This is a genomic window from Methylocaldum sp. GT1BB, from assembly GCF_051027545.1.
GTDB lineage: Bacteria > Pseudomonadota > Gammaproteobacteria > Methylococcales > Methylococcaceae > Methylocaldum.
In genome coordinates, this window is the sequence record NZ_CP194902.1 from 3,298,410 (window position 1) to 3,325,388 (window position 26,979).

The following is a 26,979-nucleotide window of genomic DNA, read 5'->3' on the forward strand; positions in this document are numbered from 1 at the left end:
TCGGGGGCAGCCACGTGAGCATTATTGAAAAGGCACTTAATAAAGCGTTAGAGCTCGAGCAGTCTTCGACTAATAAAAAGGCGGATCAACAGAATTTTCCCGAAAGACTGGAAAACATTGAGGCGGCCGAGCCAGTCCCCGAGCCAACCAGGAAAGCTACTGCCGAGGCCAGTAAAATACATTCGATCGGTTGGAGTCACCTGCGGGAAAAAGGGATGCTCGGGCCTGAGATGGCTTATAGTCAGATAGCGGAGGAGTATCGCCTAATCAAACGGCCGCTTTTGATGAACGCATTCCCGGATGGTGATAATGGTCTCAGCCGTGCGAATCTGATTCTCGTCACCAGCAGTGTTCCCGGCGAGGGGAAAACCTTTACGGCCGTAAATTTGGCGCTCAGCATAGCGATGGAGCGGGATAAAACCGTACTGTTGATAGATGCTGACGTGGCGAAACCATCGATAGCTGAATTACTCGGGATCCCTGCGAAGATAGGATTGACCGATCTGCTTCAGGATAAATCGATCCGTTTTTCCGATGTCTTGATCAAAACGGATATTCCCAACCTCACGCTGTTGCCGGCAGGTAAATTGGATCGCCATTCCACCGAGCTCTTAGCTAGTGATGCGATGAAACGACTAGCCAATGAATTATCTGCCCGTTACCCGGACCGGGTAGTGATTTTTGACTCTCCGCCATTGTTGGCTGCTAGTCAAGGCTCCGTTTTAGCCACGTTGGTTGGGCAGGTCGTCCTGGTAATTGAGTCGGAATCAACGCCCCAATACATTGTTCAGGAGGCCATTTCCAAATTAGAGTCCTGCGAGGTCATTGGCTGTGTATTGAACAAGACCAAAAAGGGATTTGGATTCAGATATTATGGCTACGGGTACGGTTATGGGTATGGATCTTATGGTCAGCAGAGAACTGATGGGTGACCCAGCGTCCATGCCAAGTATTAGGAAGATCGGTCAAGGTATAGCCGTTCTTCCTTTTCTTTTTCCGTTGGCCCCTGCCTTCGCCGTGGATTGGCTTGTAACTCCCAATTTAACTGCGCGAGGAATATATTCCGACAATATCAATTTGTCCGGTAGCGGACAACGGTCTAGCAGTTCGGCGGGGCAGAATGGCGATGATGCATTCGTGACTGAGTTAAGTCCTGGCGTATCAGTCCGGCGCCGGGGCCGAAATCTATTTAACTTGGATTATCGCATGCAGAATCTATTCTATGCGGGAACGGATACAGATCCGCGGATCAATAACCAACTTCAAATGAATTCGACTACCGAGCTGTGGGATAATTCGGTATTCATCGATTCTACAAGTACGATTGGGCAATACAATAACTCGACTACTGGCCGTTTTGCGTTTGATAATGTCTCGCAAACTGGCAATACCAGCGATTACAGAACTTTTCGAATCAGCCCCTATTGGAAGCCGCACTTGGGCGGTTATGCAGAAGGTACTGCCCGTGTCACGTACAGTAACATCGGCGGAGGAAACTTCGATTCGAATATTTTCGAACAAAGAATAGATTTGCGTAGTGGCAACTGGTTCGATTCGCTTGCCTGGCGTGCCAACTTTTATAATCAAGAAAACACGCGTGACAATGGTGTCGGAGGCGCCAGCGCTACAGGCGACGTAAAATATCGAAACTACAATGGCGAGTTGAGATACCGTCTCTCCAAGGAATTCAGCCCGTTTATTCAGGCAGGACGTTTCGAAAACGATTTTTTAGGTCAGACAAACATTTCGGGGGCTCGAAACGGGGGGTATTGGACTGCGGGACTGGCTTGGACGCCGAGTGCTAAATTAGCTGTACAAGGCGGGTGGGGTAGCAACAATCATTTCATATCTGTGGCATGGGAGCCGAGCAAAAGAACTACGTTTCAGATCATCTACCGCGATAGCGACATAGGTGGGGCTTATGGTGGAGGTGGTTTCGGCGGGTTAGGCTACGGCGGAGCGGGTTTCGGCGGAGCGGGTTTCGGGGGAGCAGGTTTCGGCGGAGCAGGTTTCGGCGGAGCAGGTTTCGGCGGAGCAGGTTTCGGCGGAGCAGGTTTCGGCGGAGCAGGTTTCGGCGGAACAGGTTTCGGCGGAACAGGTTTCGGCGGAACAGGTTTCGGCGGAACAGGTTTCGGAGGAGCGGGTTTCGGAGGAGCGGGTTTCGGAGGAGCGGGTTTCGGCGGAGCGGGTTTCGGCGGAGCGGGTTTCGGCGGAGCGGGTTTCGGAGGAGCAGGTTTCGGAGGAGCAGGTTTCGGCGGAGCAGGTTTCGGCGGAGCAGGTTTCGGCGGAGCAGGTTTCGGCGGAGCAGGTTTCGGCGGAGCAGGTTTCGGCGGAGCAGGTTTCGGTGGGACCGGCTTAGGAGGGTTCAACGCCGGAACGACTTGGAACGCGCTGCTAAGTCACAGAACTCGCCGAACGAGTTGGATAGCAACTTATACGGTCAACACCACGACAATTCAGCAGGTTCTGCTCGATCAACCGGTGTTCGATCCGTTGACCAGTCAACCATTCTTGTTGCCGATCGATCAGCCTATCTTGACCAATGAGGTCATCACTCGAAAACGGGGACAAGCATCTGTCTCCGGTCACACTGCCAAGAGCACCGTAACCTTGACCGGCTATCAGGAGGATCGAAACTATCAATTTTCCGGTGATCAGGATGTGCTTGGATTTACGGCGTTGTGGAGTTGGCAGTTCGCAGCACGAACCCAATCCCTTTTGTACTTTGTCTGGCAGGCGATCGATAATCAGAGCGAGACTTTAGGGCGTTCCGACAACAAGTTTATGACCGTGTCACTAGCATTGAACCGAAGGATCTGGGCCGATTTGATAGGCTCTTTGGAGTTGCGGCACATGCAGCAGGATTCGAATCGGTCACAAAATGAATTTGACGAGAATCGGGTAACGGCCAGTTTGCTTATGAGGTTCTGATTCTTCATGTACGATGCCTTTTACAATCTGAAAAAAAAACCTTTCCAGCTCAATCCGGACCCCGAGTTTTTCTACAACAGCGCGGTTCATAAGCGGGCGTTGGCATATTTGCGGTATGGTTTAGCCCAGGGCGAAGGGTTTGTTGTCGTGACCGGAGAGCCCGGCACCGGGAAAACGATGCTGGTAAAGGAGTTGTTCGGCGCGCTCCGGAACGAAAATATTGTTGCAGGCCTGATGGTGACGTCCCAGGTCGGTGCCGAGGATACTCTACGGATCATTGCTGCCACGTTCGGCCTTTCTTACGATGGCGATGCGAAGGCGGTTCTCCTCAAGAATCTGGAAGAATTTTTCAAACTTAAGTCTCGCGAGGGAAAGCGAGTCCTACTGGTCGTCGATGAAGCACAGAATCTTCCGGCCCAGTCTTTGGAAGAACTGCGCATGCTGCTCAATTTCGAATCGGAAGGACGATCGATCTTTCAGGTTTTCTTGTTGGGACAGGATGAACTGCGAGCGACATTGCAGGGAGGCAAAATGGAACAGGTACGGCAGCGAATAACGGCCATGTACCACTTGCGACCGTTAGAGCTCGAAGAAACCAAAGAGTATATCCTTCATCGATTGACTACGGCGGATTGGGCACACGATCCGGAATTTACGAAAGAGGCATTTGAGGAAATCTATCGCCATACCCAGGGGGTTCCACGAATAATTAATACTTTGTGCGACCGGCTTTTATTGTATGGATACTTGGAGGAACTCCACATGCTGGATTTGGATGCGGTTCGCTTGGTGATAAACGAGATGGAGCAGGATGCCGTGCGAGTCCAGCGCCCATCCTGTCAAGGAACGACCAATATCGAGGCGTCGTTGTACCCGATCGACTCGGGATACGTCCCGGCGGTTACCGGAAGCCTAGAGGAGAGGGTCGTTCAACTCGAACACCTGGTGCTCAGTTTGCGGAAAACCGTGCAAAAAGAACGGGCTTTGTTGCGAAAAGCCATTCTCTTGCACCTCGATCTTGATGAAGTTTATCAGGAGCCGCTTGACGAATCTTGAAGTGCGAAAAAACTAGCTTGAAGCTTCTCGCTGCGAATTAACAAAAACAATTATAAATTGCGCGCCGTTACTGCGCGTTAGGGGGTATTTTTGGCTAATCCGTCGGCCGCTGGCAATCCCATCGTCAATGCGATGACAGTGGATGTCGAAGATTATTTCCATGTATCGGCATTCGAACCCTATATTGGAAGGGATAAGTGGAACGATTTACCCTGCCGGGTGGAAAGAAATACCGACCGGATACTTCAGATCTTTGCCGAAGCGGGAGTGCAAGCCACTTTTTTCACGTTGGGGTGGGTGGCCGAGCGCTACCCGGCACTCATAAAACGAATAGTAAAAGCCGGCCATGAGCTGGCTTGTCACGGCTATAGCCATGTACGAGTGACTCAACAAACTCCTGATGAGTTTCGTGACGATGTTTTGCGGACCAAGCGTTTGCTCGAAGATCTCGGCGGAGTCCCGGTTCTGGGATATCGTGCGGCCAGCTATTCGATCGGTTCCAAAAACCTCTGGGCGCTAGAGGTTCTGGAAGAATCCGGGTTCCGTTACAGCTCCAGCATCTATCCTGTAAAGCATGATTTGTACGGCATGCCGGAAGCGCCGCGCTTCTCGTTCAGGCCGTGCAGACCGGACGGGTTGCTGGAAATACCCGTAACTACGGTCGAATTAAGCAATAACAAATTGCCGTGCGGCGGTGGCGGCTATTTCCGTTTGCTGCCCTATCGGGTGTCTCGCTGGGCCATCGAGCGAGTGAATCGGAAAGACCGGCAATCATGCGTGTTTTATTTTCACCCCTGGGAAATCGATCCGGATCAGCCGAGGCAGCGAGGCATCAATCTGAAAACACGGTTTCGCCACTACCTGAACCTTTCTCGGACCGAATCGCGCTTGCGCCGTCTTTTACACGACTTTCGCTGGAACACGATGGCTCATGTGTTTTTATCTCCATACCACAATTAACCCGGACCGAAATCTTGCATGGAAATTAAGCGATTAGACGGCAGCCGCAAGTCTGACTGGGATGCATTCGTAAATAATTGTACCGGGGCGAGTTTTTTTCATCGCGCCGGTTGGCAAGACGTCATCGAACGCGCCTTCGGCCATGAAACCCACTATCTCTTTGCGGAAGAAAAGGGTCGGATCGTCGGGGTATTGCCGCTCGGCCACGTGAAAAGCTTTCTATTCGGTAATGCGCTGATATCGAACCCCTTTTGCGTGTATGGCGGCGCCGCGACCGAATCCGATGCAGCGCGTAAAGCGCTGGAGCAGGCAGCCTGCGATCTTGCACGGGAACTCGAGGTGGATTATCTGGAGCTTCGCAATCAAAAACCGCACGGTTCCGGGCGGCCGACCAAATCGCTCTATGTCACGTTCCGGAAAGCTCTGGATCCCGATCCCGAGAAGAATCTCGCCGCCGTTCCGCGTAAACAGCGCGCGATGATCCGAAAGGGCATTGCCGCCGGCTTAAGCAGCATCATCGATCCCGGTGTGGACCGGTTTTTCGGAGCCTATGCCGAGAGCGTCCGCAATCTCGGAACACCGGTATTTTCAAAACGCTATTTCGCAATCTTGAAGGACGTATTCGGCGATTCTTGCGAAATCCTCAGCATCGAGCATCAAGGGCGCGTTATCGCCAGCGTGATGAGTTTCTATTTTCGCGACGAGGTGCTCCCGTATTATGGCGGCGGAACCGAAGAAGCCAGGGATCTCAAGGGTAACGATTTCATGTACTGGGAGGTCATGCGGCGGGCGACGGAAAAAGACGTGCGGGTATTCGACTACGGTAGAAGCAAAGAAGGTACCGGCTCGTACCGATTCAAGACGCACTGGGGCTTCGAGCCCGAACCATTGGCTTACGAGTACGAGTTGGTGAAAGCGAAGGCGGTACCCGAGATAAATCCGCTCAATCCGAAATATCGATATTTCATCGCTGCATGGCAGCGTCTGCCTTTGCCGGTCAGCAATCTGGTGGGCCCCTGGATTTCCCGCAACCTCGGCTGAACGTTACGGCACCGCCTATGAAGGAGATTTTGCTCCTCGCCCACAGGATTCCCTACCCGCCGAATAAAGGGGACAAGATACGATCCTTTCACTTGCTCAAATATTTATCGGAGTCGTACCGCGTTCATCTCGGCGCGTTCGTGGACGATCCGAACGACTGGCGTTACGCATCCGATGTAAGAAATTTTTGCGGGGAAGCGTGTCTGCTTCCGCTGCACCCAGGACGCGCCAAACTCAAGAGCCTCAAGGGATTAGCGGTCGGACTCCCTTTAACCGTGCCTTATTATTCCGACGCTCGCATGAGCGCTTGGGTAGCCGGTATTTTGAAGCAGCGCCCCATTCATGCGGTCTTGGTGTTTTCGTCGGCGATGGCCCAATATGTGGTAGAGCATGCGTCGGTGCCGCGGATCATCGATTTCGTCGATGTCGATTCCGACAAATGGCGGCAATATGCAACCCAAAAAACCTGGCCGATGAATTGGGTTTACCGGCGGGAGGCGGCGTATTTGGCGCGCTATGACCGCAAGATCGCGAATTCGTTTAGCTGTTCTCTCTTCGTGTCGGAAAACGAGGCGAGCTTGTTCAAAGGCCTTGCTCCAGAAGTGAAAGAGCGGATTATGAGTATCGAGAACGGTGTCGACACGGCTTATTTTTCGGATAAAGCAGATTACGCCAATCCTTACGCGCCCGGCGAGCATGTCATGGTATTCACCGGAGCTATGGATTATTGGGCCAACATCGACGCGGTCACTTGGTTTGCGCGCGATATATTTCCGGAAATTCGCCGCCAGATGGATACGGCGCGCTTTTACATCGTTGGTGCGCGCCCTACTGAGGCGGTCCGGAACCTCGCTCGCATCGAGGGTGTTGCAGTAACCGGTGCGGTTGAGGATGTGCGGCCTTTCCTGAAGCATGCCCGTTGTGCGGTTACGCCCTTGAGAATCGCACGAGGAATTCAGAACAAAGTGCTGGAGGCCATGGCGATGGGGAAATCCATCGTCTCCACTGGGGCGGCGATCGAAGGCATCGAAATCCAAAAACCTCTGGATCTTCTCGTTGCGGAGACTCCCTGGGAGTGGGCGGACACCGTCTCGAAGGCGCTTTGCGCCGACTCGCTGCCGTTTAAGTCCGAGAGAAACCGGGAGTTCGTTGTGCAGCGATACGGCTGGGCGAACAGTCTTCGCCGTCTGGGGGCGGTGCTGGAAGCAATATGAAAATGAGTGTTGAAGCTTTGGCCGGCCCGCAACAAATCAATACGCCGGATTCGGCCGCCGAATGGCCCGCGGCATTATGGTTGACGAGCGTCGCCGTTCTGGCCTTGCTGGGAATTTATCATTCCACGTTCGCATCGATGGTCGCCATCTGGTGGCGTTCGGAGACTTTCGCGCATGGTTTCATCATCTTTCCGGTAAGCATCTGGCTTATCTGGCGGGAGCGGTGCGAACTAGCCCGGATAATCCCGTACCCGGACTATCGGGCCTTGCCGCTTTTGATTTCTCTTGGATTCGCATGGCTTGCGGCGCGGCTCGTCGACGTCCTCGTGATTGAGCAATTGATGTTGATCGGCATGATTCCAGTGTTGATCTGGCTGCTTCTGGGCTGGACCGTGCTGACCAAATTGGCGTTTCCCCTTGGGTTCCTGCTATTCGCCGTACCGACCGGCGAGGCGCTTGTTCCGATTTTGATGGAGTTTACCGCCGACTTCACGGTTAAGATGCTCCAGATCACCCGTATTCCGGTTTACCGGGAAGGGACTTTTTTCAGCATACCCAGCGGCGATTGGTCGGTCGTCGAAGCCTGCAGCGGCATACGCTACCTGATCGCCTCGATTACGCTCGGTTTCCTTTATGCCTATTTGAGCTACCGCTCAATGGTTCGCAGAATGGCATTCATCGTGCTGGCCCTATGTTTTCCGATAATTGCCAATGGATTGCGAGCTTACATGATCGTGATGATAGGCCATCTGAGCGGAATGAAGCTCGCGGTAGGCGTAGACCATGTGATCTATGGGTGGATATTTTTCGGTATCGTCATGCTATTCATGTTTTGGATCGGCTCGTTTTGGACCGAACCTCCGCAGAGGAGCGCCGAGTTGCCGTCTTTTATGACAAAAATTCCGGAGCGTCGTGCTAATGCCGTTCGCCTTGCAGCAACTGCCGGCATAGCTTTGGTCATTTCGGTATTCTGGCCGGCTCGAGCAGCCTACATCGATTCGCTGGCTGATCACATAGCTGCATCCGTGAAGGTCGAGCTGCCACAGGCAGCCGGTTTTTGGCAAACTGCCGAGGCCTTCACGGAATGGGAGCCTTCCTACGTAGGGCCGAATGCCAAAGCCAAGGCGTTTTATCGCAGTGGCGCCGACACAGTCGGCCTATACGTGATGTATTACCGCCATCAAAAACAAGGCGGCGAACTTATCAATTCGCAAAACGTTCTCGTTTCCCCCGAAGACCGGCAGGTCTGGAAGATGCCCGAAGAAAAGCCGATGAAAGCCCGGCTGAACGGTGCTCCCGGCACAGTCCTGCAAGGACGGCTTCATTCACCCACGCAGCGATTGCTGACCTGGCGCTGGAACCGGATATCGGGACGGTATACGACAAACGACTATATCGGGAAATTGCTCGAAGCCAAGGACAAGCTTTTGGGCGCTGTGAAGGACGGTGCGGCTGTGATCCTCGTTACACCGTACGAAGATGATGTCCGGACGGCTTCCGAGGTGTTGCAGCGTTTCGTCGATGAGATGTTGCCGTCGGTCGATCGTAATCTGAACGATGCGGCCCAATCGTAACCCGATGAAGTCGCCGCTGGTCGCACATATCATCTACCGCTTGGGTGTCGGCGGCTTGGAAAACGGCCTGGTGAATCTGATAAACCGGACACCGCCGGACCGTTACCGACACGCTGTTATCTGTCTTAAGGATGCGACCGACTTCAGGCAGCGTGTTGCCGGAGACGTTCCAGTTTATGAGCTAAACCGGAGCGAGGGCCAGGATTTTAAGGTTTACGCGCGGGTTTACCGGTTGCTGTGCCAGCTCAGACCGGCCATCGTGCATACCCGCAACCTCGCGGCATTGGAGTGTCAAATGCCCGCCTGGTTCGCGGGCACTCCGGTGCGGGTACACGGCGAACACGGGTGGGATGTGTTCGATCCGGACGGAACGAACCGCAAGTATCAGTGGCTGCGACGATTCTTGAAGCCGCTTGTGCATCGTTACGTCCCATTATCGTGCCATCTGGAATCTTATCTCCGGGAAAGGATCAGGGTTCCCGACAAGAAGATGGCCCGTATCTGCAACGGTGTCGACACATCGGTATTTCATCCGGCGCCGGACGGCAAGCCTTCGATAGCGGATTGCCCATTTCAAAGCCGAGAGGGGCAAATACTGATCGGCACGGTGGGTCGCATGCACGGTGTCAAGGATCAGATCACTCTGGTAAAAGCCTTCATAGGTTTGCTCGAATGGCGGCCCGAACTTCGTGCGAAACTGCGCTTGCTCCTCGTGGGGGATGGACCTTTGCGCGAACAAGCACGGCAAATGCTGGAATCGGCAGCCTTGGAGCGTTTGGCCTGGCTGCCCGGTGAGCGTTCCGACATCGCCGACATCCTGCGCGGCTTGGATATTTTCGTACTCCCCTCCCGGGCAGAGGGCATATCGAACACGATCCTAGAGGCGATGGCTTCCGGCTTGCCGGTCATCGCTACCGAGGTCGGCGGTAACCCGGAACTGGTCGTGAACGGCGTTACCGGAATGTTGGTGCCCAAGGAAGATCCCGGCGCGATGACAACCGCGTTAGAAACCTATCTGAACGATCCGGGGATGATCACAGCTCACGGAACTGCGGGGCAAAAGCGCGTGGTCGAATCGTTCAGTTTGGACGGAATGGTCAGCCGTTATCTCGCCCTTTATGACGAATTATTGAATACAAGGCATTGAGGAACTAACAGTATGTGTGGAATCGTTGGCATCTTCGACAGGTTCGGGCGGGAAGAGATCGACCGCGAACTGCTCGGACGCATGAACGAAAGCCAATACCATAGAGGTCCCGACGAAGGTGGCCTGCATACTGAGCCGGGACTCGGATTCGGTCACAGGCGACTTTCCATCATCGATCTTTCGAACGGGCAACAGCCGCTTTTCAATAAAGACAAAAGCGTTGTCGCCACTTATAACGGCGAAATCTATAACTTTCAGGATATACGCGCCGAGTTGGAGACCCTCGGTTACCAGTTCGAGACTCACTGCGACACGGAAGTCATCGTCTACGCATGGGAGGCTTGGGGCGAGTCCTGCGTGGACCGGTTTCGCGGCATGTTCGCGTTCGCCATTTGGGACCGCCCGCGCGAGACGCTGTTCCTGGCTCGGGACCGGTTAGGCGTGAAACCGCTTTATTATGCCGATCTCCCCAACGGCAAATTTGTCTTCGGCTCGGAATTGAAAGCTTTGCTGTTCCATCCGGACGTGCCGCGGAAAATCGACCCCACCGCGGTAGAAGATTATTTCGCCTATGGCTATGTGCCCGACCCGAAAAGCATCTTTAGCGGCGTCCAGAAACTGGCTCCGGGCTTTCGTCTGACCCTCAAGCGCGGCGAGCCGAAGTGCCGGCCGGAATGCTACTGGGATGTACCGTTTGCAGCGGCCGGCAGCATGACCGAAGGACATGCGCGGGAAGAGCTTATCAACCGGTTGCAAGAAGCTGTCCGTATACGGCTGGTGGCCGACGTTCCTCTGGGAGCTTTCTTGTCCGGAGGGGTCGATTCGAGTGCCGTCGTGGCCATGATGGCGGGCTTATCCGCCGATCCGGTCAATACCTGCTCGATCTCTTTCGGCGATCCCGCGTTTAACGAGGCGCGGTATGCGGAGATGGTGGCGGAACGTTATCGCACACGTCATCGTGTGAAACAGGTCGATCCGGACGATTTCTCGTTGATCGACCGGCTTGCAGGGTTGTACGACGAGCCCTATGCCGACAGCTCGGCGCTGCCGACCTATCGCGTGTGCGAATTGGCGCGCCAGGAGGTTACGGTGGCGCTGTCGGGAGATGGGGGCGACGAAAATTTGGCCGGTTATCGCCGCTATCGCTGGCACACGTATGAGGAGAGAATTCGTTCGTTTTTGCCGCTAGGCGTTCGCCGTCCGCTGTTCGGGCTGCTCGGCCGGGTTTATCCCAAAGCCGATTGGGCGCCGAAAGTTTTTCGGGCCAAAACCACCTTCGAGTCCTTAGCCCGCGACTCGGTCGAAGGCTACTTCCATACGGTTTCGGTTCTGCCGGACAGCTTGCGTCAGGGCAAGATCTTCAGCGCCGGGTTCAAGCGCAGTCTTCAAGGCTATCAGGCTGTCGAAGTGCTCCGCCATCACGCCGAGTCGGCTCCGACTCGGCACCCGTTGTCGCTGGTGCAGTACTTGGACATGAAAACCTACCTGCCCGGGGACATCCTCACGAAAGTCGACCGAGCGAGCATGGCGCACGCCTTGGAAGTTCGCGTGCCGCTGCTGGACCACAAGCTCGTCGAATGGATTTCGGGACTCCCACCCGATCTCAAGCTTAGAGGCAGGGAGGGAAAATATGTATTCAAGAAGTCGATGGAACCTCACTTGCCGGACGACATTCTTTACCGCCCAAAAATGGGATTCGCCGTGCCATTGGCCGCTTGGTTCAGGGGGCCGCTCAAACAAAGGATCCGCGATGCCGTACTGGGATCCGCCATGGCGGAATCGGGCGTGTTCGAGATGGATTTTCTCAAGACTATGCTCGACCAGCACCAGTCGGGTTTGCGCGATTACAGCGCAGGCTTATGGTCGCTGTTGATGTACGAATCTTTCCTACGCCGATACGCCTGACCAAGTTAACGAAAGGCAGCCATGCGTATTCTTCATATACTTGATCATTCGATCCCATTACATAGCGGCTACACGTTCAGAACGCGCGCTATCTTGGAGCACCAGCGCGCTCTGGGCTTCGAAACCTTTCACATCACCTCGGCGAAGCACAAGGGACCCGACGTGCTGGTCGAGGAAGTGGACGGTTTTCGTTTTTACCGAACGGCCCAACCGAAAAGTTTTTTTTCCACCCTGCCTGTGCTGAACCAATTTTCAATCATCAACAGTCTGGCGGAACGAGTCGGCGAAGCCGTGGAAGAAGTCAAACCCGATATCATCCACGCCCATTCGCCCGTATTGAACGGATTGGCAGCTTTGCGCGTGGCGCAATGGTTTTCCCTTCCCGTCGTGTACGAATGTCGAGCCTTCTGGGAAGATGCCGCAGTCGACCACAGGACATGCCGAGAGGGAGGTTTGCGCTACCGCGTAACCCGGTCGCTCGAGACTTACGTCTTCAGAAGGGCCAATGCAGTAACGACGATCTGCGAAGGACTCAAGAGAGACATCGTCGAAAGAGGCATTCCAGAGCAAAACGTTACGGTCATACCCAATGCCGTCGATATTAACCGCTTTTCCCTGAGCGGTCCGGCAGACGCAGAGTTGAAGAAGCAACTGGGGTTAGAGGAAAACCTTGTTCTCGGGTTTATCGGGTCGTTCTACGCGTACGAGGGCCTGATGTTGCTGCTGGAGGCTCTGCTTAGAATTCTCGAAGTCAATCCCGAGGTTCGGCTTCTCTTGGTGGGCGGCGGTCCCCAGGAGAATCTGCTCAAGCAGCGCGCGCAAGAGCTCGGGTTGTCCCAGAAAGTGATCTTTTCCGGTCGCGTTCCCCATGACCAGGTTCAGAAGTATTACGACCAGGTGGATCTGTTCGTATATCCCCGCATGTCCATGCGCTTGACCGAGTTGGTTACGCCATTGAAGCCGCTGGAAGCCCTGGCTCACGGAAAGTTGGTCATCGCGTCCGATGTGGGCGGTCATCGGGAATTGATTCGACACGGAGAGACCGGATGGTTATTCAAGGCAGGCGATCCGGGCGCCTTGGCCGACATGGTGGTAAGCGCGCTGAATCGCCGGGACGAGTGGTCACGGTTTAGAGTCGCCGGCCGGGAGTACGTGGAGCGAGAACGCACTTGGGCGCACAGCGTTTCGCGCTATAAGCCGATTTATGAAAGCCTGCTGAACCGGAGTAACTGATCATGCAGGACATGCTGGGTTGGTATCAGGTACCCGCAGATCAGGAAACTACCGCGGATTTTCTCAAGAGATTCCAGGACCGTAGCGGTCGACCCGATTCGGTCCGTGCCGTGATCGGCGAAAGGGCGGGCTGCGTGGGACCTAAAGCGTCGCTCTATCAATCGAGTGACGGCTCGATCACGACGGTCGTCAGCGGTCGGCCTTACTGGACCAATCGGCGCTATGCGCAAATGGCGACGGGTAACGGCATGGCTCAGTCGGTTGTGGAAGCGTATCGTGCCGACCCTGAAGGGTTTCTCCGAGACCTGCGCGGGAGTTTCGTGCTCGCCGTCATCGACGTTAACGCGCAGAGCGTAATGCTGGCGCTTGACCGCATCGGACAGCGCCACCTTTTTTATGCCGTTACGCCGGCAGGGCTGGTGTTCGGGACTCGCGCGGATGATCTGGTCCGTCATCCCGGCGTGAATACTGAGCTCTCTCTGCAAGCGCTGTTCGATTACGTCTATTTCCATCACTGTCCGAGTCCCGGCTCCATTTATACGAAAGTCTACAAACTCGAGGGAGGCGAATGCCTCGTTTGGCGCGACGGTTCGGTGAGCCGCCGCTATTATTGGCTGCCCGAATTCAGGGAGGACAGCGATGCCACTGTCGAGCGCGAAGGAACAAAACTTTTGGAACTTCTTACCGAGGCGGTGCGGCGGGAAACGCACGGCGCGTCCAAGATCGGCGCTTTCCTGAGCGGCGGACTCGACAGCTCTACGGTCTCCGGGCTATTGGCTCGAGAGAGCGAAGGTGAGGCCGATACGTTTTCCATCGGTTTTCCCGTAGAAGGCTATGACGAAATCGCCTATGCGCGCACCGCCGCCAGACATTTCAATACCCGTCAGCACGAATACTATTTAACGCCGGCTGATGCGGTGACCGCCATCCCCTTGGTGGCTGCGGCATGCGACGAGCCTTTCGGCAACTCATCGGCCTTGCCGGCCTATTTTTGCGCAAAGCTGGCGCGCGAGCATGGCGTGGATCGCTTATTGGGTGGCGATGGCGGTGATGAGCTTTTCGCCGGTAACGAGCGTTATGCCAAGCAGCTGCTGTTCGAATATTTCTGGGAAGTGCCTTCTCCGTTGAGGAAAACGTTCGAGTCGGCTTTGAATCGAATCCCACCCGCATTGCAGAAAGGTATCGTCCGAAAAGCCGGGCGTTACGTCGAGCAAGCCGGTACACCGCTGCCGGATCGGCTACAGGATTACAATTTCCTGCACCGCCACGATGTGAATGAGATATTCCATCCGGATCTCCTGGCATCGATCGATGTCGGCGCGCCTCTGTCGATCCAGCGGGCATGTTACCGCAGGCCAAAGGAAGCCTCTCCGCTTAACCGGATGCTTTATCTGGATTGGAAAATCACGCTGCACGACAATGACTTGGTCAAGGTCAACCGGATGTGCGAGCTGGCAGGGGTCGAGGTGGCCTATCCCATGCTGGACGATGCCGTGATCGAGTTGTCTTGCAGGATTCCTTCTAAAACCAAGCTGAAGGCCAATAACCTGAGATGGTTCTACAAACGGGCAATGCACGGATTTCTGCCGGCCGAGATCATCAACAAATCCAAACACGGTTTCGGTTTGCCTTTCGGCATCTGGCTGCAGAATCATGAGGAGCTCAAAGCACTTGCCTACGGCAGCATTCAGCAACTCAAAGGGCGCGGCTATTTCCGGGCGGAATTCCTGGATCACGCTATCGCCATGCACCAGTCGGTTCACGCCGCCTACTACGGCGAACTGATTTGGGTGCTGATGATGCTGGAACAGTGGTTCCAAACCCGTGCCATCCGTTAATCCTGCAATGGAAAACATGACGCTCGGCCTGCTCAAGGTGGCCGGCGGCTTTATGTGCGGTTTCGGGCGAAAGCGCAAGCTCTCCATCCTGATTTACCACCGCGTGTTGAGCGAACCGGATTTCATGCGCCGGGACGAAATCGATGCACACACCTTCGGTTGGCAAATGGAGCTTCTGGCGCGTAACTTCAACGTGTTGCCGTTGGCGGAAGCATTGGACCGCCTGCGCCTTGGCGATCTGCCGCCTAGAGCCGTGTGCATCACGTTCGACGACGGCTATGCGGATAACGCAACGCTGGCGCTCTCCATTCTTCAGCGCTGGAATCTGCCGGCTACCTTTTTTATCGCGACCGGATTTCTCGACGGCGGACGCATGTGGAATGACACCGTGCTCGAATCGGTTCGCGTACTGGATGATGAACGCCTGGATCTTTCCTCAATAGGGCAGGGTGTCCACCCGATTGCGACGCCCGAGGACAAAGCCCGAACCGGCCACGAGCTGCTAAACCGGCTGAAGCACCTGCCCACCCGTCAAAGGGCGGAATACGTCGACCACATTGCTTCTCTGGCGGGCAATTTGCCGGACGACTTGATGATGTCCTCTTCGCAAGTCAAGGCGATGCACGCTCACGGCATGGAAATCGGCGGGCACACGGTCAATCATCCGATTCTGGCCAATTTGTCCGAAGATGAAGCTCGAAGCGAAATCGGAGAAGGAAAGGCCGCGCTCGAAGCCATTATCCGGGAGAAGATTCGCTTCTTTGCCTATCCGAACGGCAAGCCCGTCAAGGACTACAAGCGGGATCAGATCGCAATCGTTCGGGACTTGGGATTTCAGGCGGCGGCCTCCACCACTCGGGGAGTTGCGGATAGCAAAAGCGATATCTGGCAGTTGCCGAGGTTTACGCCCTGGGATCGTTCGCCGGCGAAGTTCATGGCCAGACTGATCGCCAATTTTTCGCGAGCCGCTTGAATGCTATTGTCGAAAAAAGCGGCAGGTTCGAACTCGAATCATTCTGTTCCAGAGGAAAATACCCTGCGCGTCGGCCTAGTGGGTCCCTTGCCGCCTCCCTCGGGCGGCATGGCGAATCAGACCCGCCAGCTCATGGAATTGCTCGTTTCGCGCGGTATCGCCGTTACCCTCGTGCGGGTGAATGAACCCTATCGCCCCGCCTGGGTGGGAAAGCTTAAGGGCATTCGAGCCGTCCCGCGTTTAATGGCTTATATAGCCCGACTCCGGCGTGTAGCGAGACAGGTTGACGTGTTGCACGTCATGGCGAATTCCGGATGGTCATGGCATTTGTTCGCCGCTCCCGCGTTGTGGATCGCGTGGCTGAACAAGGTTCCCGTCGTCCTCAACTATCGAGGGGGGGAGGCCGAGCGTTTCTTCGTTCGTTCGATGCGTTGGGTCAGGCCCAGCCTCGAAAAAGCGAGCCTAATTGCGGTGCCGTCCGGGTTCTTGCAGGCAGTATTCGGACGCTTTGGCTTCGATACGACCGTCGTGCCCAATATCGTCGATTTGAAGCGTTTTAGGCCGAAACCCGAATTGTCTCCTCTCCACACGCAAAGGCCGCACGTCGTCATTGCGCGGAATTTGGAACCGATCTATGGACTCACGACCGCGCTCCGCGCGTTCGCTTTGTTGCTGCGAGAAAAGCCAGGGGCGCGCCTTTCCATTGCAGGTTCAGGTCCGCAACGACAGGAATTGGAAGATTTAGCGTTAGCGCTAGGGATCGGCCAAAACGTGACCTTCACCGGACGCTTGAGTCCGGATGAAATGGCCGAACTTTACCGGCAGGCAGACGTGATGCTGAATCCGACCACCGTCGATAACATGCCCAATTCCATTCTCGAGGGGATGGCGTCGGGTTTGCCGATCGTCAGCACCCATGTTGGGGGCGTGCCTTACATGGTTGAGCATGAGAAGACGGCATTGTTGGTTCCCCCCGAGGATCCGGATGCCATGTCTGAACAGTTAGTCCGGGTAACCTCGGATATGGCGCTTTACAAAAGCCTCGCGGAAAACGGCTTGGCAGAAGTGACCCGATACGGAATAGACGCGATCGTACCGGAATGGGTGCGTATCTATTGTGCCTTGGCTGGTTATGATTCTGCCCTATCTGAAAGCTGGTAAATCATTGGCTTGGTTCTAAGCTACGGCTGAATGTATGCCTACTGACTTTTTTGCCAGCCTGTAAGGCTCTATCGCGAGTAATTCCAAATCGCTTTCAATAAGGCATTCATTTTGTAGGATGGGTAGAGCGAAGCGAAACCCATCGATGGTGGGTTAGGCGCACATCAGCACTGATCGACCGCCGATCACTGTGCTTCGCGTGCGCCGTAACCCACCAAGCGACCTTCAATCGGTGGCTTACGCGGAGCCTGTCCCGAGCCCTTCGACGATGCTCAGGACAGGCTTGTCGAAGGGCCTGTCCCGAGCGGAGACTAGAGCATTGTCCGACTCGGTGTCAGGAAGCCGGATATGTAGGTCGGCAATCCCTTGCCGACTTATCGGCTCGGCAAAGGACTTTGTCGGAAGGGGCGTCCTGGCGCTCCCAGGACGGCCGTTTGCGATTGGAAGGGTCGCGACTAAAGCGACCGTTTGCGATTGGAAGGGTCGCGACTAAAGCGACTGTTTGCGATTGGGAAGGGATTGCCGACCTACGTTCTTCCCGCCCGACACGAAGCCGTACACCGGGATGAAAAACACTCTAAGGGCTAACCTACCCTACGATTCATGTTCACTCGAATACCGAATGGAGTAAGACCGCGAAACCGGCGGGTTACGGCACGCGGGGAATCGCGCGGCCCTGAATTATCCGAGACGAATCCTCATTTCGGCCGCTCCCCATTTTTTGGTTGCGTTGAAGTCGAGCCTACTGCCTTGGACCGCTTCAACAGCAATTTCGAATTCGGAATATAGCGTAATCCCAACTGTATTACTTCCTTGGCCGCATCCTGTTGTCCGGCTTTTTCGTATAAATCAGCGAGCACGATATAGGCCCTTTCATATTTCGGTTTTAGCTGGAGGGCCTTCCGCAGGTCCTTGAACGCATCGCCCGGCTTTTGCATCATGGCAAACGTTTTTCCACGGGTGGTCAACATCTCGGGGAGCAGGGGGAACGTGTTCGGGACCCTTGTGATGGTGTAGGTGAAATCATTGATAGCCGCTGTGAGATAGCCCTCACGATCCTTGGCACGGAAGTCCCGATAGTAGCGGTTAATGTAATTCAGGCCCCAGCAGTAGTGATGGACATGGCCATAACCGTCTCCGACGATACTCTGCCAGTGGCGGTGCTCGTTTCGTCTTTGTTGTTCCGATTTGGGGATCACATGTTGCGAGTCCGTGTGCATCTGAGCCTGACAGTAGGGCGGAAGCATGCCGATTTCCTGCTGCGTAGGACTGCCGCTGTTCCACGCCGAGCCCTCACCGGAATAAAGAAATACGGCCAGAAGGGAAAGCTTGATCCACCAGGAAGATTGCCTCATGCCGATACCTTTTGAAAGTGTTTTATGAATATACGAAATCCGCTCGATCGGCAGCCGATGCAAGGTGTCGGCACGCCGACCTCAGCCACGCGACAAACCGGTACGGCGCCGATGTAGCGGAATTGAGTCGGAAAGTTCGAGAGAGCTTTTTATATTTTCCCCAATGCATCCTGCGGGTCGCGGTCATTTTATATTATTACGCTTTGGGCAAAACCCGCGGTGTACGCAAAATAGCCTTGGGCGGGAATAGAGAAGAGCGGGATGGGCACCGTCACGGCTGGCAAAATGCGGGTTCCGAACAAAAAACATCGGGCGCATGAGAGGATTGCTGTACCGGCGCTACAAAGCCTTAAAAGAATTTTTTAACAATATAAAAATCAATAGCATACCTGGGCATGAATACCAAGAAACCCTTTTTTTCGATCATCGTTCCGACCCGGAATAGAGGTCAGGAGCTAAAAAACTGTCTGGACGGCATCTGGCAACAAACATACGCCGATTACGAAGTGCTGGTTTTGGATGACGGATCATCCCAATCCGTTCGAGAAGGCCATCAAGCGTTGCTTGGTCAATACGATCAACGCTATCGCTGGCACGCGATCAATGCCGCGGGGACCGGAGGCTCGGGGCCATCGACCGTTAGAAACATCGGTTTAAGCCATGCGCAGGGGCAGTATGTTGCCTTTTGCGACGACGACGATTGCTGGCACGGAACCGACCATTTGGCCGTTGCCGCGGAGGTGTTAAAAGAACAAGGCGAGCGAGTTTATATCGCTGGCTTACAAATTAAAAATGAACAGAATCAGGTCATCATGGAACGGCATATGACCCAGGTGCAGCGCCATTTAGAGAATGCTGAAAAACTTGGAAACCACGAGGTTTATCGCTTATCCCTAGAACAAATCCTGTCCTATCCGGATTACGCCCATCTGGACAGCATTATCCTCGCAAAGGACCTGTTAGATGAGTTGGAAGGATTTTGGGAACATACTCGCTTTGCCGAGGATGTCGATTTGTTCGTCAGGGCTTGCGAGCGTTCCGGTTCGGTACTCTATCGGCCGGAAATCTGCGTAACCCACTTTGCTCCTGAAAAGCGTCAGGGCGAATCGGTCTCCAATAAGATGAGTCTACGCGACCGACGCTTGCTGGAGATGAGCGTCTACCAACGCTTGCTATTGATCTGCAAGGCGAAACCCGCGCTTGATTATGTCCGAGTTAGCCTGGCGAATACCCAAAAAATGCTAACCGGGGAGCTATTGGCCGAAAATCGCAAAATCTCGGCAGGCTGTTTCGCGCGGTCGGCTTTCGCGGTCTTTCCGACCCTGAAATGGGGGCTTTACAGCCTTGGGCTGTCCTTCAAATCGATACGGTAACCTTATTTTGACCGATGAATTCTGCTCAATTCGTTGATCGCATGTTGTATTCGATTGAAGCAGTTTTCATACTCGGACATCGCCTGATTGTAAGGATCGGCGATATCGATATCGGAAAATCGCTGTTTAGTTAGGCTACCCAGTAAAAAAGTCCTGTCTTTCGCTTCCGGATATTCGGATACCAAGCGCCGATATTGTTGCCCTTCCATAACGAAAATAATATCGGCGCTGTCCACCGTCAGCTTGTCGAGGCGCTTGGAACGACAGCCCGTCATATCGAACCCATGGGATCGGGCCACTTTAATCATGTTCGGGTCGGCGGGACGGTTATCTTCCGGATGAAAACCCGCTGAATCGAAGCGGATCTTCGACGGATTGACGCCATTTTCCGCGAGCACTTGCGCCAAAGCGCTTCGGTTGATATTTCCATAGCACACGAATAAAACGGTTTTAGCCTGCCCCAATTTTCTTGTTAATGCGGTGCGCATACCGGTGGAGCCGTGTCTCTTGAGAAGATATTTATCACCGACTATGCCCCGGATCCGCTGAAGGTAGCCATTAAGAAGCTCGACGAAATCCATTAGGCCCGGTAGCGGATCGCGCCATTGCTGCACATCGAAAAAATGGCGGGTAGGATGCAATATAAATAAGGCATCTAAAAGCAGTTGCCGAGCGCTCGGATAAGCCACCAGCTTCGGATCGCCGCTGCGGCGCAGCACTTGCTCGTACCAATACACGTCCGCCGATAATTTGCGGCAGTAAACATGCTCGCGGTAATTCGAATCCGTGGGCAACTGATTCAGAACCAGCAGATCAAACAGTTTTACCGGGAAGTCGGCGCCGGCCGCACATGCCAAAGGCAAAGATCCCCAAAAACGCCCATTGATTTCCATCAACCAGTATTCGCCGGTCGCGGGGTTCCATTTGAATTCGACCATCGCCACGCCGTGCCAGTCCAGCGCCTTGATCAATCTCCGCGAGGCGGCAAGCAGGACCGGGTTGACGGCGACGCTCTTGCGATAGCAGCTGCCGCCGCCGGTTAAAGGCAACTCATGCAAACGTTCGTGTTGAAACGCATAAACGATTTCGCCGTGGTTCGCCAACAGCTCGATACCGGCGCCGACGCCTCGCGCATATCGCTGGAGCAAGAACGGACCATGGTCCAACATCGACTGCGCTAATTTGAAAAGTTCTCCGTCGTCGTGCGCATAAGCGACGTTCAAGGGCCGACGGTCATCTCCGCCGGATATCGAGTGGGCCGGCTTCAGTACGACCGGATATTCCAGTTCGCCGACGAACTCCGATAACTCCTCGGCCCGCGCAATCGGGTAGCTGAAGGGTGTCGGCACGTCACACTGTCGTGCAAGCGCCATGGTTTCGGCTTTGTCCAGCACCTTGTTCAGACTGTTCCTCGGAGCGATCGCCAATAGATCGGCAAACGGCGCCATTTTTGGCGAGCGCGCCAAAGGAACAAGCGTTCGTTCGGTGACCGGGATGACCAGGGAATACGAGACCTTGCTCAGGTGCTCGGCAAGATAATCGACGAAAGCAGCGCCCTGAGTCAGCGGATCGGGATATTGCCAATGCTTATTGGCGTATCGGGAATATCGGGCTATGGGCGCGGAGTGAGGGCTTGCAATATCACAAACGATCCCTCGCCGCCCCAGTGAACGAACGATAGGCAAACAAGAAACGAAATCGGCATCCAGAACGAGTACGCGATGAGGATCTTTCATAAAGGCGTCAAGCGATCAAACCCCGGGCCAGTAAGAATTCACGAAAGCGCTGATGCCGTTCCGCGGCTTCGCTGGCCGGCAAGGGCTCGGCAATTTTTTGATCGGGGCGGGTGTTCGATTTCGTGCTGATCCTCGCCGCGACCCGATCGGGATCGAAGTCAACACCGATGTCTCTTAGGAGCGTGCAGGTTTTTTCGTGGTCGTTAAAATCTTCCGTCCGAAAACGCAAGAACGTCACCTGGGGCAGCTTTTGTTTCCACGAGGCGATGCGCGCCTCCATTTCGTACCAGTACCAAAGGCCCTTATAAAACGGATGCCTGAACTCCTCGTCGGCATCGAGAATATCCGCGATGGCCAGTAAATTGTCCGCTGTCCTGTAATCGAGCCACCATTTATTGCCTTCGACCGTTCCCGGAAAATCCTGCAAAGCGTAAATGGAATTCGCCACTTTCACCGGATCGCGCACCAGGTGAATAATCAAAGCCCTCTCGCCGAAGTCCTGTGTCGCATATTCGATATAGGTCTTAACGAACATGTGGTTGGATTCGAAATAAAATTCGTATCCCGAGGCGGCGCGCCAAAGATTGATCGACTTGATTCGCCAGTAAATATTTCTGACGTAATCCTCATTACCTAGGGATTTTGCGGTAAGTACGTCGTCGAACATCGCGGGATACGGTTCGTGTTCCGCTTTGCAGCCGGGGATGGCGTTGAAAATGTCGCCCAAGGTCATCGTTCCGCTGCGGCCGGTGGTGGCGACAAAAACCATTTTTTTTAAATTTCGGCAGCGGAATCGATAATAACGACGAACCTGATCGGAAACGGCCGGGTGATATTTGATGTTCTGAAGTAATGTAATCATAAAACTCAAAAAGCGCGGCGCAGGAGGGATCGAATAAACCGCAGTTTGTTCTTTGTGGTTAATCGGGCGAAGCCGAGTCTGCCGACGATTTCTCTTAAAGCCTTTTCGTCCTCTGCGTAATACGCCGCCAGAAAAGCGTTTTGCAGCATGACTCGTATGGCGTCATCGACTGCATCGTGATGCTCTTCAGGCGCGACTTTCAACTTGATGTGGTCTTCCCGTATGCGGCAGGCGCCGAGATAGTTCTTCAAAACCGCGCCTGACATGTTGCCCGCGTGGCGACGCTGTTTCGCGGTTACGGTGAGATCGCAAAGAACATAGCCGTGTAACGCCGCTTTAAGCGCCATATCGGCATCCTCGGACACCATCCGTGAATAACGAGGGTCGATTCCGCCGATTTTGTCGTATAGATCGCGAGTCATCACGGTTGTGACGGGGGAGCCTGGGTTATACACCAAGAACGAGCGATAGGCGTTATTTCCCATCACGATGCAATTATCGGCGTCAGGTGTACCAAATCGTTGCCACCAATTTTCCGGTGCGTCCGAAAAATAAGTCCGATCGGGTAGGGCGGCCGGGCCGAAAGGAATCAAATCCGAGAAACTGAAATTTACCTCAGGATGCTTGGCGAGCAGGGATGCTCGGCGTTGCAGGTGCTCCGGAAGCCAAATATCGTCGCTATCGCAAAACGCCAACCAGGAACATGTGGTCGCTTCGGCGGCCGTTTTCCGGGCGACGCCGGGCCCTGAATTTTCAATGCGGATCGATTTGATGCGCTTGCCGTAACTCGCCAATACCGCGGGCGTATGGTCAGTCGACCCATCGTCCACCACGACGACCTCGGCAGGTGGATAGGTCTGATTCAAGACCGAATCCAGGGTTTCCTTGAGATAATCGGCGCGGTTGTAAACGGGGATGGCGACGGAAATTTCAAATTTCATTGGTTTCTAGCTTCCAATAAGCTATCCAGTTCATCGAACAACTTCTTAGCCAAGGCTCTTCGGGTATGGGATTTCAACCATTCGTCTACAGCGTCATCCTTGACCGAGAGTCCCTTTTTGAGCAAAGACAACAAATGTTTGCCCAAAGTGCCGGTATCACCAGGTGTAACACTGACACCAATTCCAAGTTGATTGATGATTGAGGTCACTTCTCCCTGCTCGCCGTAGTATAGGATAGGCTTTTTCGCGGCCACATAATCAAATAGCTTTCCGGGAATATAGCTTTTCATACCCTCACCGGCCAAGATAAGTAGGGCATCGCTTTGGCCAATCAACTCCAGCGCCTGATGTTTTGGCATGTGGTTAAGCGAAATAACTGATTTCTTATATGGAAAAGAATTGATTGCCTCTATGGCATCTCTTGACTTATTGCCCGCAAAGACAAAATTTATCTTGTCTGCTAAGTCAGGATATTTTGAAAATATCTCTTCCAAATCACGCAAGAAATGATTGGGCAATGAATGTGCTGTCAAATTCCCTACGAAAGATAGCGTAAAAGTGTGGGGCGGAGCTACTTTATTAAATGATAAAACCGACAGATCGCCGTCTTCGTATCCGTTACTTATTACAAGCTTTTTGCGCGGGTCAATATCAGGGAAATGTTTCGTATGATTATCAAGGTGGCTTTTGGTCGTAAAAATGATTTTGCTGGCTTGCAGACAGCACTTTTTTTCGAAAAATCGATTCAACTGGTCTTTTTCTACCCATGAGAAAGGACACAAAGTCCATTCATCCCTGTAGTCTAAGACCAGTTTACATTGATAGTATTTAGATAAGTAAAACCCAGTCAAAAATGTATGGAAAGATGGGCCAGTCGACAAAATGATGTCAGGTCTTGTCGCGCTGGTTCTAATGACATGCCTAAACATATTAAGGCAGTTGTTGAAGCCGCCGTCGATGCGTGGTGTCAAAGACCAGGATGGCTTTAAACGGTTTAACTCGATTCGTTCGAGGCAGGAGGGATCTGGAATCTGCCTTATGAGGAAGTTTCCGGCATCTTGATTTTCTACTTTATAATCGAGGCTGAAAGCTTTGGACGACCAGTTGTTTTCGCTGGAATACCTAATAAATGAAAGAGGGCGGAAAACGCCGCCGCCTGAGTTTGGTGGTAAGTGAGATGCAATAAGAAATAGCGTTTTGTTGCCGATACTGGCGGTTTTTTTTTGGCCAAGAGAAAGATTGGATTCTGCAATCGTATTAAGCCATTTTGAATAAATCAATAAGGTGTCTAAAAACATTGGGGGTGTTTAGTTTAGTATTATTGTATATCTTGTATACGGATTAAATTATACGGTAAACGAGACACACCCCTTCTCACATTCGTGTGCCATTTGATTTTTGATAGCATATTCTTCCGTCCAAAGTTTAATAATTCGCTTTTCCTCTGGCCGATTTGCGTCATCTAAAAAGACCGTGGCATTTTTCAACTTATCTATCAGTTTTGGTAGCGCTGAATAACGCGCATCTTGGCAAATAAAGGCTGGTGGCCCATCTATCACCAACATGTCAATTTCCTGAATTTCAGGGATATTGCTTAGGTCGTACCATTTGCGATTGCCTTCAATCTCGATCAACGGCGTGTGTAAGACTGTTGCCCAATCATCCAAGTGGTGCTTTTTTAAGAAGGCACGCGTTTTTTCCGCATAGAAGGCATCATTTTCCAAGCTGTATACGTGCCCGCGGTTATTCAGTTTTGCGCACTGTGCCAATGTAATCGTTGATGCACCAGAACTGCATTCGACGATGGTGTCAGGTTTACTGTTTAGTGCATGCTCAGCAATCGTTAATAAAAAATCGGGTGAAGCCGCCCAACCCCTCAGTGGGGGAAGATGTTCTTCGAATTTTAGTTTGCGCTGAAGCGCATCATAAGCCTGAACCTGTCTATAGATATTGTTCAGCTCCAGGGTTTGGTTTTCTATTAGGTCCTTTATTCCATATGCCATCAAATGGGTTTGCCGGACCTTATGGAAGGTATACAGCAGCAATAAAAACTGGGCTGCAAGTAATATGTAAACAAAAGTCATGTGGTTGCCTTTCTTAAAAAGATCAGATTAATGAGTTCTTTTCTGATTGGGTGTTTTGTTAAAAACATGGCTGCTAACCAGGATAGCGCGAATGCAGTTCCCGCCAAGGCTAGCAGTAGAAATGAGTTGTCTACCACGGGTCCGAGGCTTTGCTTGATGTAAAGCGGGATGGTTAGTGAAACGATGGTAATGAGGCATCCGGGTATCGTGGATTGGAATAAGAATTGCCAAAATCTTAGACGTATGAGCGGGGATAGGATAAATAGGTAAATAATAAAGCCGATAACATAGGTTGCACCTTGCGCCAGGGCGAGGGCATTCAAAGAAATAGATGCAGCTGGAATTATGGCGAGAACTCTTAAGCTTTGAATTAAAATTTCGGCTTTCAAAACCAATCCCGGTTTATTGAGCGCATATAATGTGTTAGGAGCAAATGACCATACGGAATAAATTACACCTCCTAACGCCAGAATTCTTACGATTTCCGCAGATGCTAACCACTGGTCGCCGAACATTAACAATATGATTTCATCGGCATAAAGGGCGAGGAATCCGTAAAAGGGAAAAGCTATAGACGTAACGTAGACGGTGGCATTGAGAAAAGCCGGGCCAAGGGGTTTGTTCTCGCGATTTTGCCGAGCAATCACCGGGTAATAGACATTCCGTATAGAACCCATGAACTGCTGTGAGAACATACTGACTATGGTCTGCGCTTTGCTGTAGATCGCGACGTTGGAAAAGCCGAGAGATTTGCCTATCACTAACTCGGCAACGTTGTAGCCAACTTGCCCGAGAACGTTGGTTAGGCTCGATTTTCCACTGAACGAAAATACATGCTTACTTCCCTTTAAGCTCGGTAAGACAAACGAGTCTTTGGGTCTAAGGGCTGTCGCCGTCAGCGCGGTGGTCAAGATATTGACCAAGGAGCCCCAGACCAGGCTCATGAAGCCATGGCCCTGACAGGCCAAATAGATGCTCGTTCCGGCGGAAGCGATGGTGCTGATGAGGCCTATATACATCAGCAGATGAAACTTCATCTCGCGTTTGAACAGGGCCAGTACCGGCGAGCTGAAGGGGATGATGACGAAATTGAGGCTCATCCAGGCCATGATTTGCACCAATGCCGGTTCACGGTAGAAATCGGCGATGACATGCCTAGAAAGGTACAGGCCAAGGGCGATGCTCCATGCGGCCAGCATGGTGATGCCGAACGCGGCTTTAAGACGGTCTTTGGTAAGGTTTTTTTCCTGGATGATGTAGCTGCCCACGCCGAAATCCCGGAGCATGTGGGCGATCGCGAGAACGGCCGCGCCGACGGAGAAAACACCGATTTCATTCGGCGTGAGCAGGCGGGCGAGGATCATGCTGGAGCCGAGCTGAATGGCGACTTGCAGATAAGTGTCGGCCAGGGAATAGACAAGCGATTTTTTTACGGTGGTCACAGGTCAACTTTCGTGTAGCAAACAACCCGAGGGTAATTAAGTCTCATCGTCTCGCAGCCTTGGTGTTCGGCATTTAACCCGCGGTCTCGAATCGCCCTTGTCATCTTGATGCGTTCCTGCCGGAAGAAGAAGGGCATTTCGATACTCGCCGGT

General features: G+C 53.3%; 20 protein-coding genes and 2 pseudogenes. 15 read left to right on the plus strand and 7 right to left on the minus strand.

What is annotated here, in order from left to right:
- The first annotated feature begins 14 nt into the window (after window positions 1-14).
- From ACR2TX_RS16205 to ACR2TX_RS16270, 14 genes and pseudogenes are all read left to right on the plus strand, one after another.
- Window positions 15-932: an XrtA-associated tyrosine autokinase gene (locus ACR2TX_RS16205; RefSeq protein ID WP_077732354.1), complete on the plus strand. Its 918-nt coding sequence runs from the start codon at window positions 15-17 to the stop codon at window positions 930-932.
- A 10-nt stretch (window positions 933-942) separates the two neighbouring features.
- A pseudogene (locus ACR2TX_RS16210) lies at window positions 943-1,818 on the plus strand (TIGR03016 family PEP-CTERM system-associated outer membrane protein); the annotation flags it as partial.
- A gap of 206 nt (window positions 1,819-2,024) precedes the next feature.
- A pseudogene (locus ACR2TX_RS16215) lies at window positions 2,025-2,546 on the plus strand (pentapeptide repeat-containing protein); the annotation flags it as partial.
- A gap of 391 nt (window positions 2,547-2,937) precedes the next feature.
- On the plus strand, window positions 2,938-3,987 hold the full coding sequence (locus tag ACR2TX_RS16220; protein ID WP_434130116.1) for an XrtA/PEP-CTERM system-associated ATPase: 1,050 nt from the start codon (window positions 2,938-2,940) through the stop codon (window positions 3,985-3,987).
- A 132-nt stretch (window positions 3,988-4,119) separates the two neighbouring features.
- Window positions 4,120-4,947: an XrtA system polysaccharide deacetylase gene (locus tag ACR2TX_RS16225; protein WP_434132491.1), complete on the plus strand. Its 828-nt coding sequence runs from the start codon at window positions 4,120-4,122 to the stop codon at window positions 4,945-4,947.
- Between the two features lie 18 nt (window positions 4,948-4,965).
- The gene (locus ACR2TX_RS16230) at window positions 4,966-5,988 is read left to right on the plus strand and encodes a FemAB family XrtA/PEP-CTERM system-associated protein (RefSeq protein ID WP_434130118.1); all 1,023 of its coding nucleotides are present in this window, start codon (window positions 4,966-4,968) and stop codon (window positions 5,986-5,988) included.
- Between the two features lie 17 nt (window positions 5,989-6,005).
- On the plus strand, window positions 6,006-7,202 hold the full coding sequence (locus ACR2TX_RS16235; RefSeq protein ID WP_434130120.1) for a TIGR03087 family PEP-CTERM/XrtA system glycosyltransferase: 1,197 nt from the start codon (window positions 6,006-6,008) through the stop codon (window positions 7,200-7,202).
- Entirely contained in the window at window positions 7,199-8,776 is a 1,578-nt protein-coding gene (gene xrtA / locus ACR2TX_RS16240; protein WP_434130121.1) for an exosortase A, read from the plus strand. Before ACR2TX_RS16235 ends, xrtA begins: the two co-directional genes overlap by 4 nt.
- A gap of 4 nt (window positions 8,777-8,780) precedes the next feature.
- Window positions 8,781-9,923: a TIGR03088 family PEP-CTERM/XrtA system glycosyltransferase gene (locus ACR2TX_RS16245; RefSeq protein ID WP_434130122.1), complete on the plus strand. Its 1,143-nt coding sequence runs from the start codon at window positions 8,781-8,783 to the stop codon at window positions 9,921-9,923.
- A gap of 12 nt (window positions 9,924-9,935) precedes the next feature.
- The gene (locus tag ACR2TX_RS16250) at window positions 9,936-11,828 is read left to right on the plus strand and encodes an XrtA/PEP-CTERM system amidotransferase (RefSeq protein ID WP_434130124.1); all 1,893 of its coding nucleotides are present in this window, start codon (window positions 9,936-9,938) and stop codon (window positions 11,826-11,828) included.
- Window positions 11,829-11,849: 21 nt separating this feature from the next.
- Complete coding sequence (locus ACR2TX_RS16255) at window positions 11,850-13,061, plus strand: TIGR04063 family PEP-CTERM/XrtA system glycosyltransferase (RefSeq protein ID WP_133717336.1); 1,212 nt, start codon at window positions 11,850-11,852, stop codon at window positions 13,059-13,061.
- A 2-nt stretch (window positions 13,062-13,063) separates the two neighbouring features.
- Window positions 13,064-14,899, plus strand: a complete 1,836-nt coding sequence (locus ACR2TX_RS16260; protein WP_434112382.1) for an asparagine synthetase B family protein — start codon at window positions 13,064-13,066, stop codon at window positions 14,897-14,899.
- 16 nt (window positions 14,900-14,915) lie between these two features.
- Window positions 14,916-15,872 (plus strand): polysaccharide deacetylase family protein, encoded by a 957-nt coding sequence (locus tag ACR2TX_RS16265; RefSeq protein WP_434112384.1) that lies wholly within the window; start codon window positions 14,916-14,918, stop codon window positions 15,870-15,872.
- Window positions 15,873-17,033, plus strand: coding sequence for a glycosyltransferase family 4 protein (locus tag ACR2TX_RS16270; RefSeq protein ID WP_434130126.1), 1,161 nt, complete (start codon window positions 15,873-15,875; stop codon window positions 17,031-17,033).
- A gap of 698 nt (window positions 17,034-17,731) precedes the next feature.
- On the opposite strand, the gene ACR2TX_RS16275 is transcribed toward ACR2TX_RS16270, so the two are convergent.
- Window positions 17,732-18,451, minus strand: coding sequence for a tetratricopeptide repeat protein (locus ACR2TX_RS16275; protein WP_434130128.1), 720 nt, complete (start codon window positions 18,449-18,451; stop codon window positions 17,732-17,734).
- A 332-nt stretch (window positions 18,452-18,783) separates the two neighbouring features.
- On the opposite strand from ACR2TX_RS16275, the gene ACR2TX_RS16280 reads away from it, so the two are divergent.
- Window positions 18,784-19,761 carry a glycosyltransferase family 2 protein gene (locus tag ACR2TX_RS16280; protein WP_434130130.1) on the plus strand — a complete coding sequence of 326 codons (978 nt, stop codon included), beginning with the start codon at window positions 18,784-18,786 and terminating at the stop codon, window positions 19,759-19,761.
- 2 nt (window positions 19,762-19,763) lie between these two features.
- On the opposite strand, the gene ACR2TX_RS16285 is transcribed toward ACR2TX_RS16280, so the two are convergent.
- The 6 genes from ACR2TX_RS16285 to ACR2TX_RS16310 are packed head-to-tail and all read right to left on the minus strand — an operon-like array spanning window position 19,764 to window position 26,826.
- Window positions 19,764-21,497 (minus strand): ATP-grasp domain-containing protein, encoded by a 1,734-nt coding sequence (locus ACR2TX_RS16285; protein ID WP_434112388.1) that lies wholly within the window; start codon window positions 21,495-21,497, stop codon window positions 19,764-19,766.
- 7 nt (window positions 21,498-21,504) lie between these two features.
- Complete coding sequence (locus ACR2TX_RS16290) at window positions 21,505-22,359, minus strand: sulfotransferase domain-containing protein (protein WP_434130132.1); 855 nt, start codon at window positions 22,357-22,359, stop codon at window positions 21,505-21,507.
- 5 nt (window positions 22,360-22,364) lie between these two features.
- On the minus strand, window positions 22,365-23,300 hold the full coding sequence (locus ACR2TX_RS16295; RefSeq protein ID WP_434130134.1) for a glycosyltransferase family 2 protein: 936 nt from the start codon (window positions 23,298-23,300) through the stop codon (window positions 22,365-22,367).
- Window positions 23,297-24,598 carry a hypothetical protein gene (locus ACR2TX_RS16300; protein WP_434130136.1) on the minus strand — a complete coding sequence of 434 codons (1,302 nt, stop codon included), beginning with the start codon at window positions 24,596-24,598 and terminating at the stop codon, window positions 23,297-23,299. The genes ACR2TX_RS16295 and ACR2TX_RS16300 overlap by 4 nt, the downstream gene beginning before the upstream one ends.
- A 48-nt stretch (window positions 24,599-24,646) precedes the next feature.
- Window positions 24,647-25,384: a class I SAM-dependent methyltransferase gene (locus ACR2TX_RS16305; protein WP_434130138.1), complete on the minus strand. Its 738-nt coding sequence runs from the start codon at window positions 25,382-25,384 to the stop codon at window positions 24,647-24,649.
- Window positions 25,381-26,826: a lipopolysaccharide biosynthesis protein gene (locus ACR2TX_RS16310; RefSeq protein WP_434130140.1), complete on the minus strand. Its 1,446-nt coding sequence runs from the start codon at window positions 26,824-26,826 to the stop codon at window positions 25,381-25,383. Before ACR2TX_RS16310 ends, ACR2TX_RS16305 begins: the two co-directional genes overlap by 4 nt.
- Window positions 26,827-26,979: the final 153 nt, after the last annotated feature.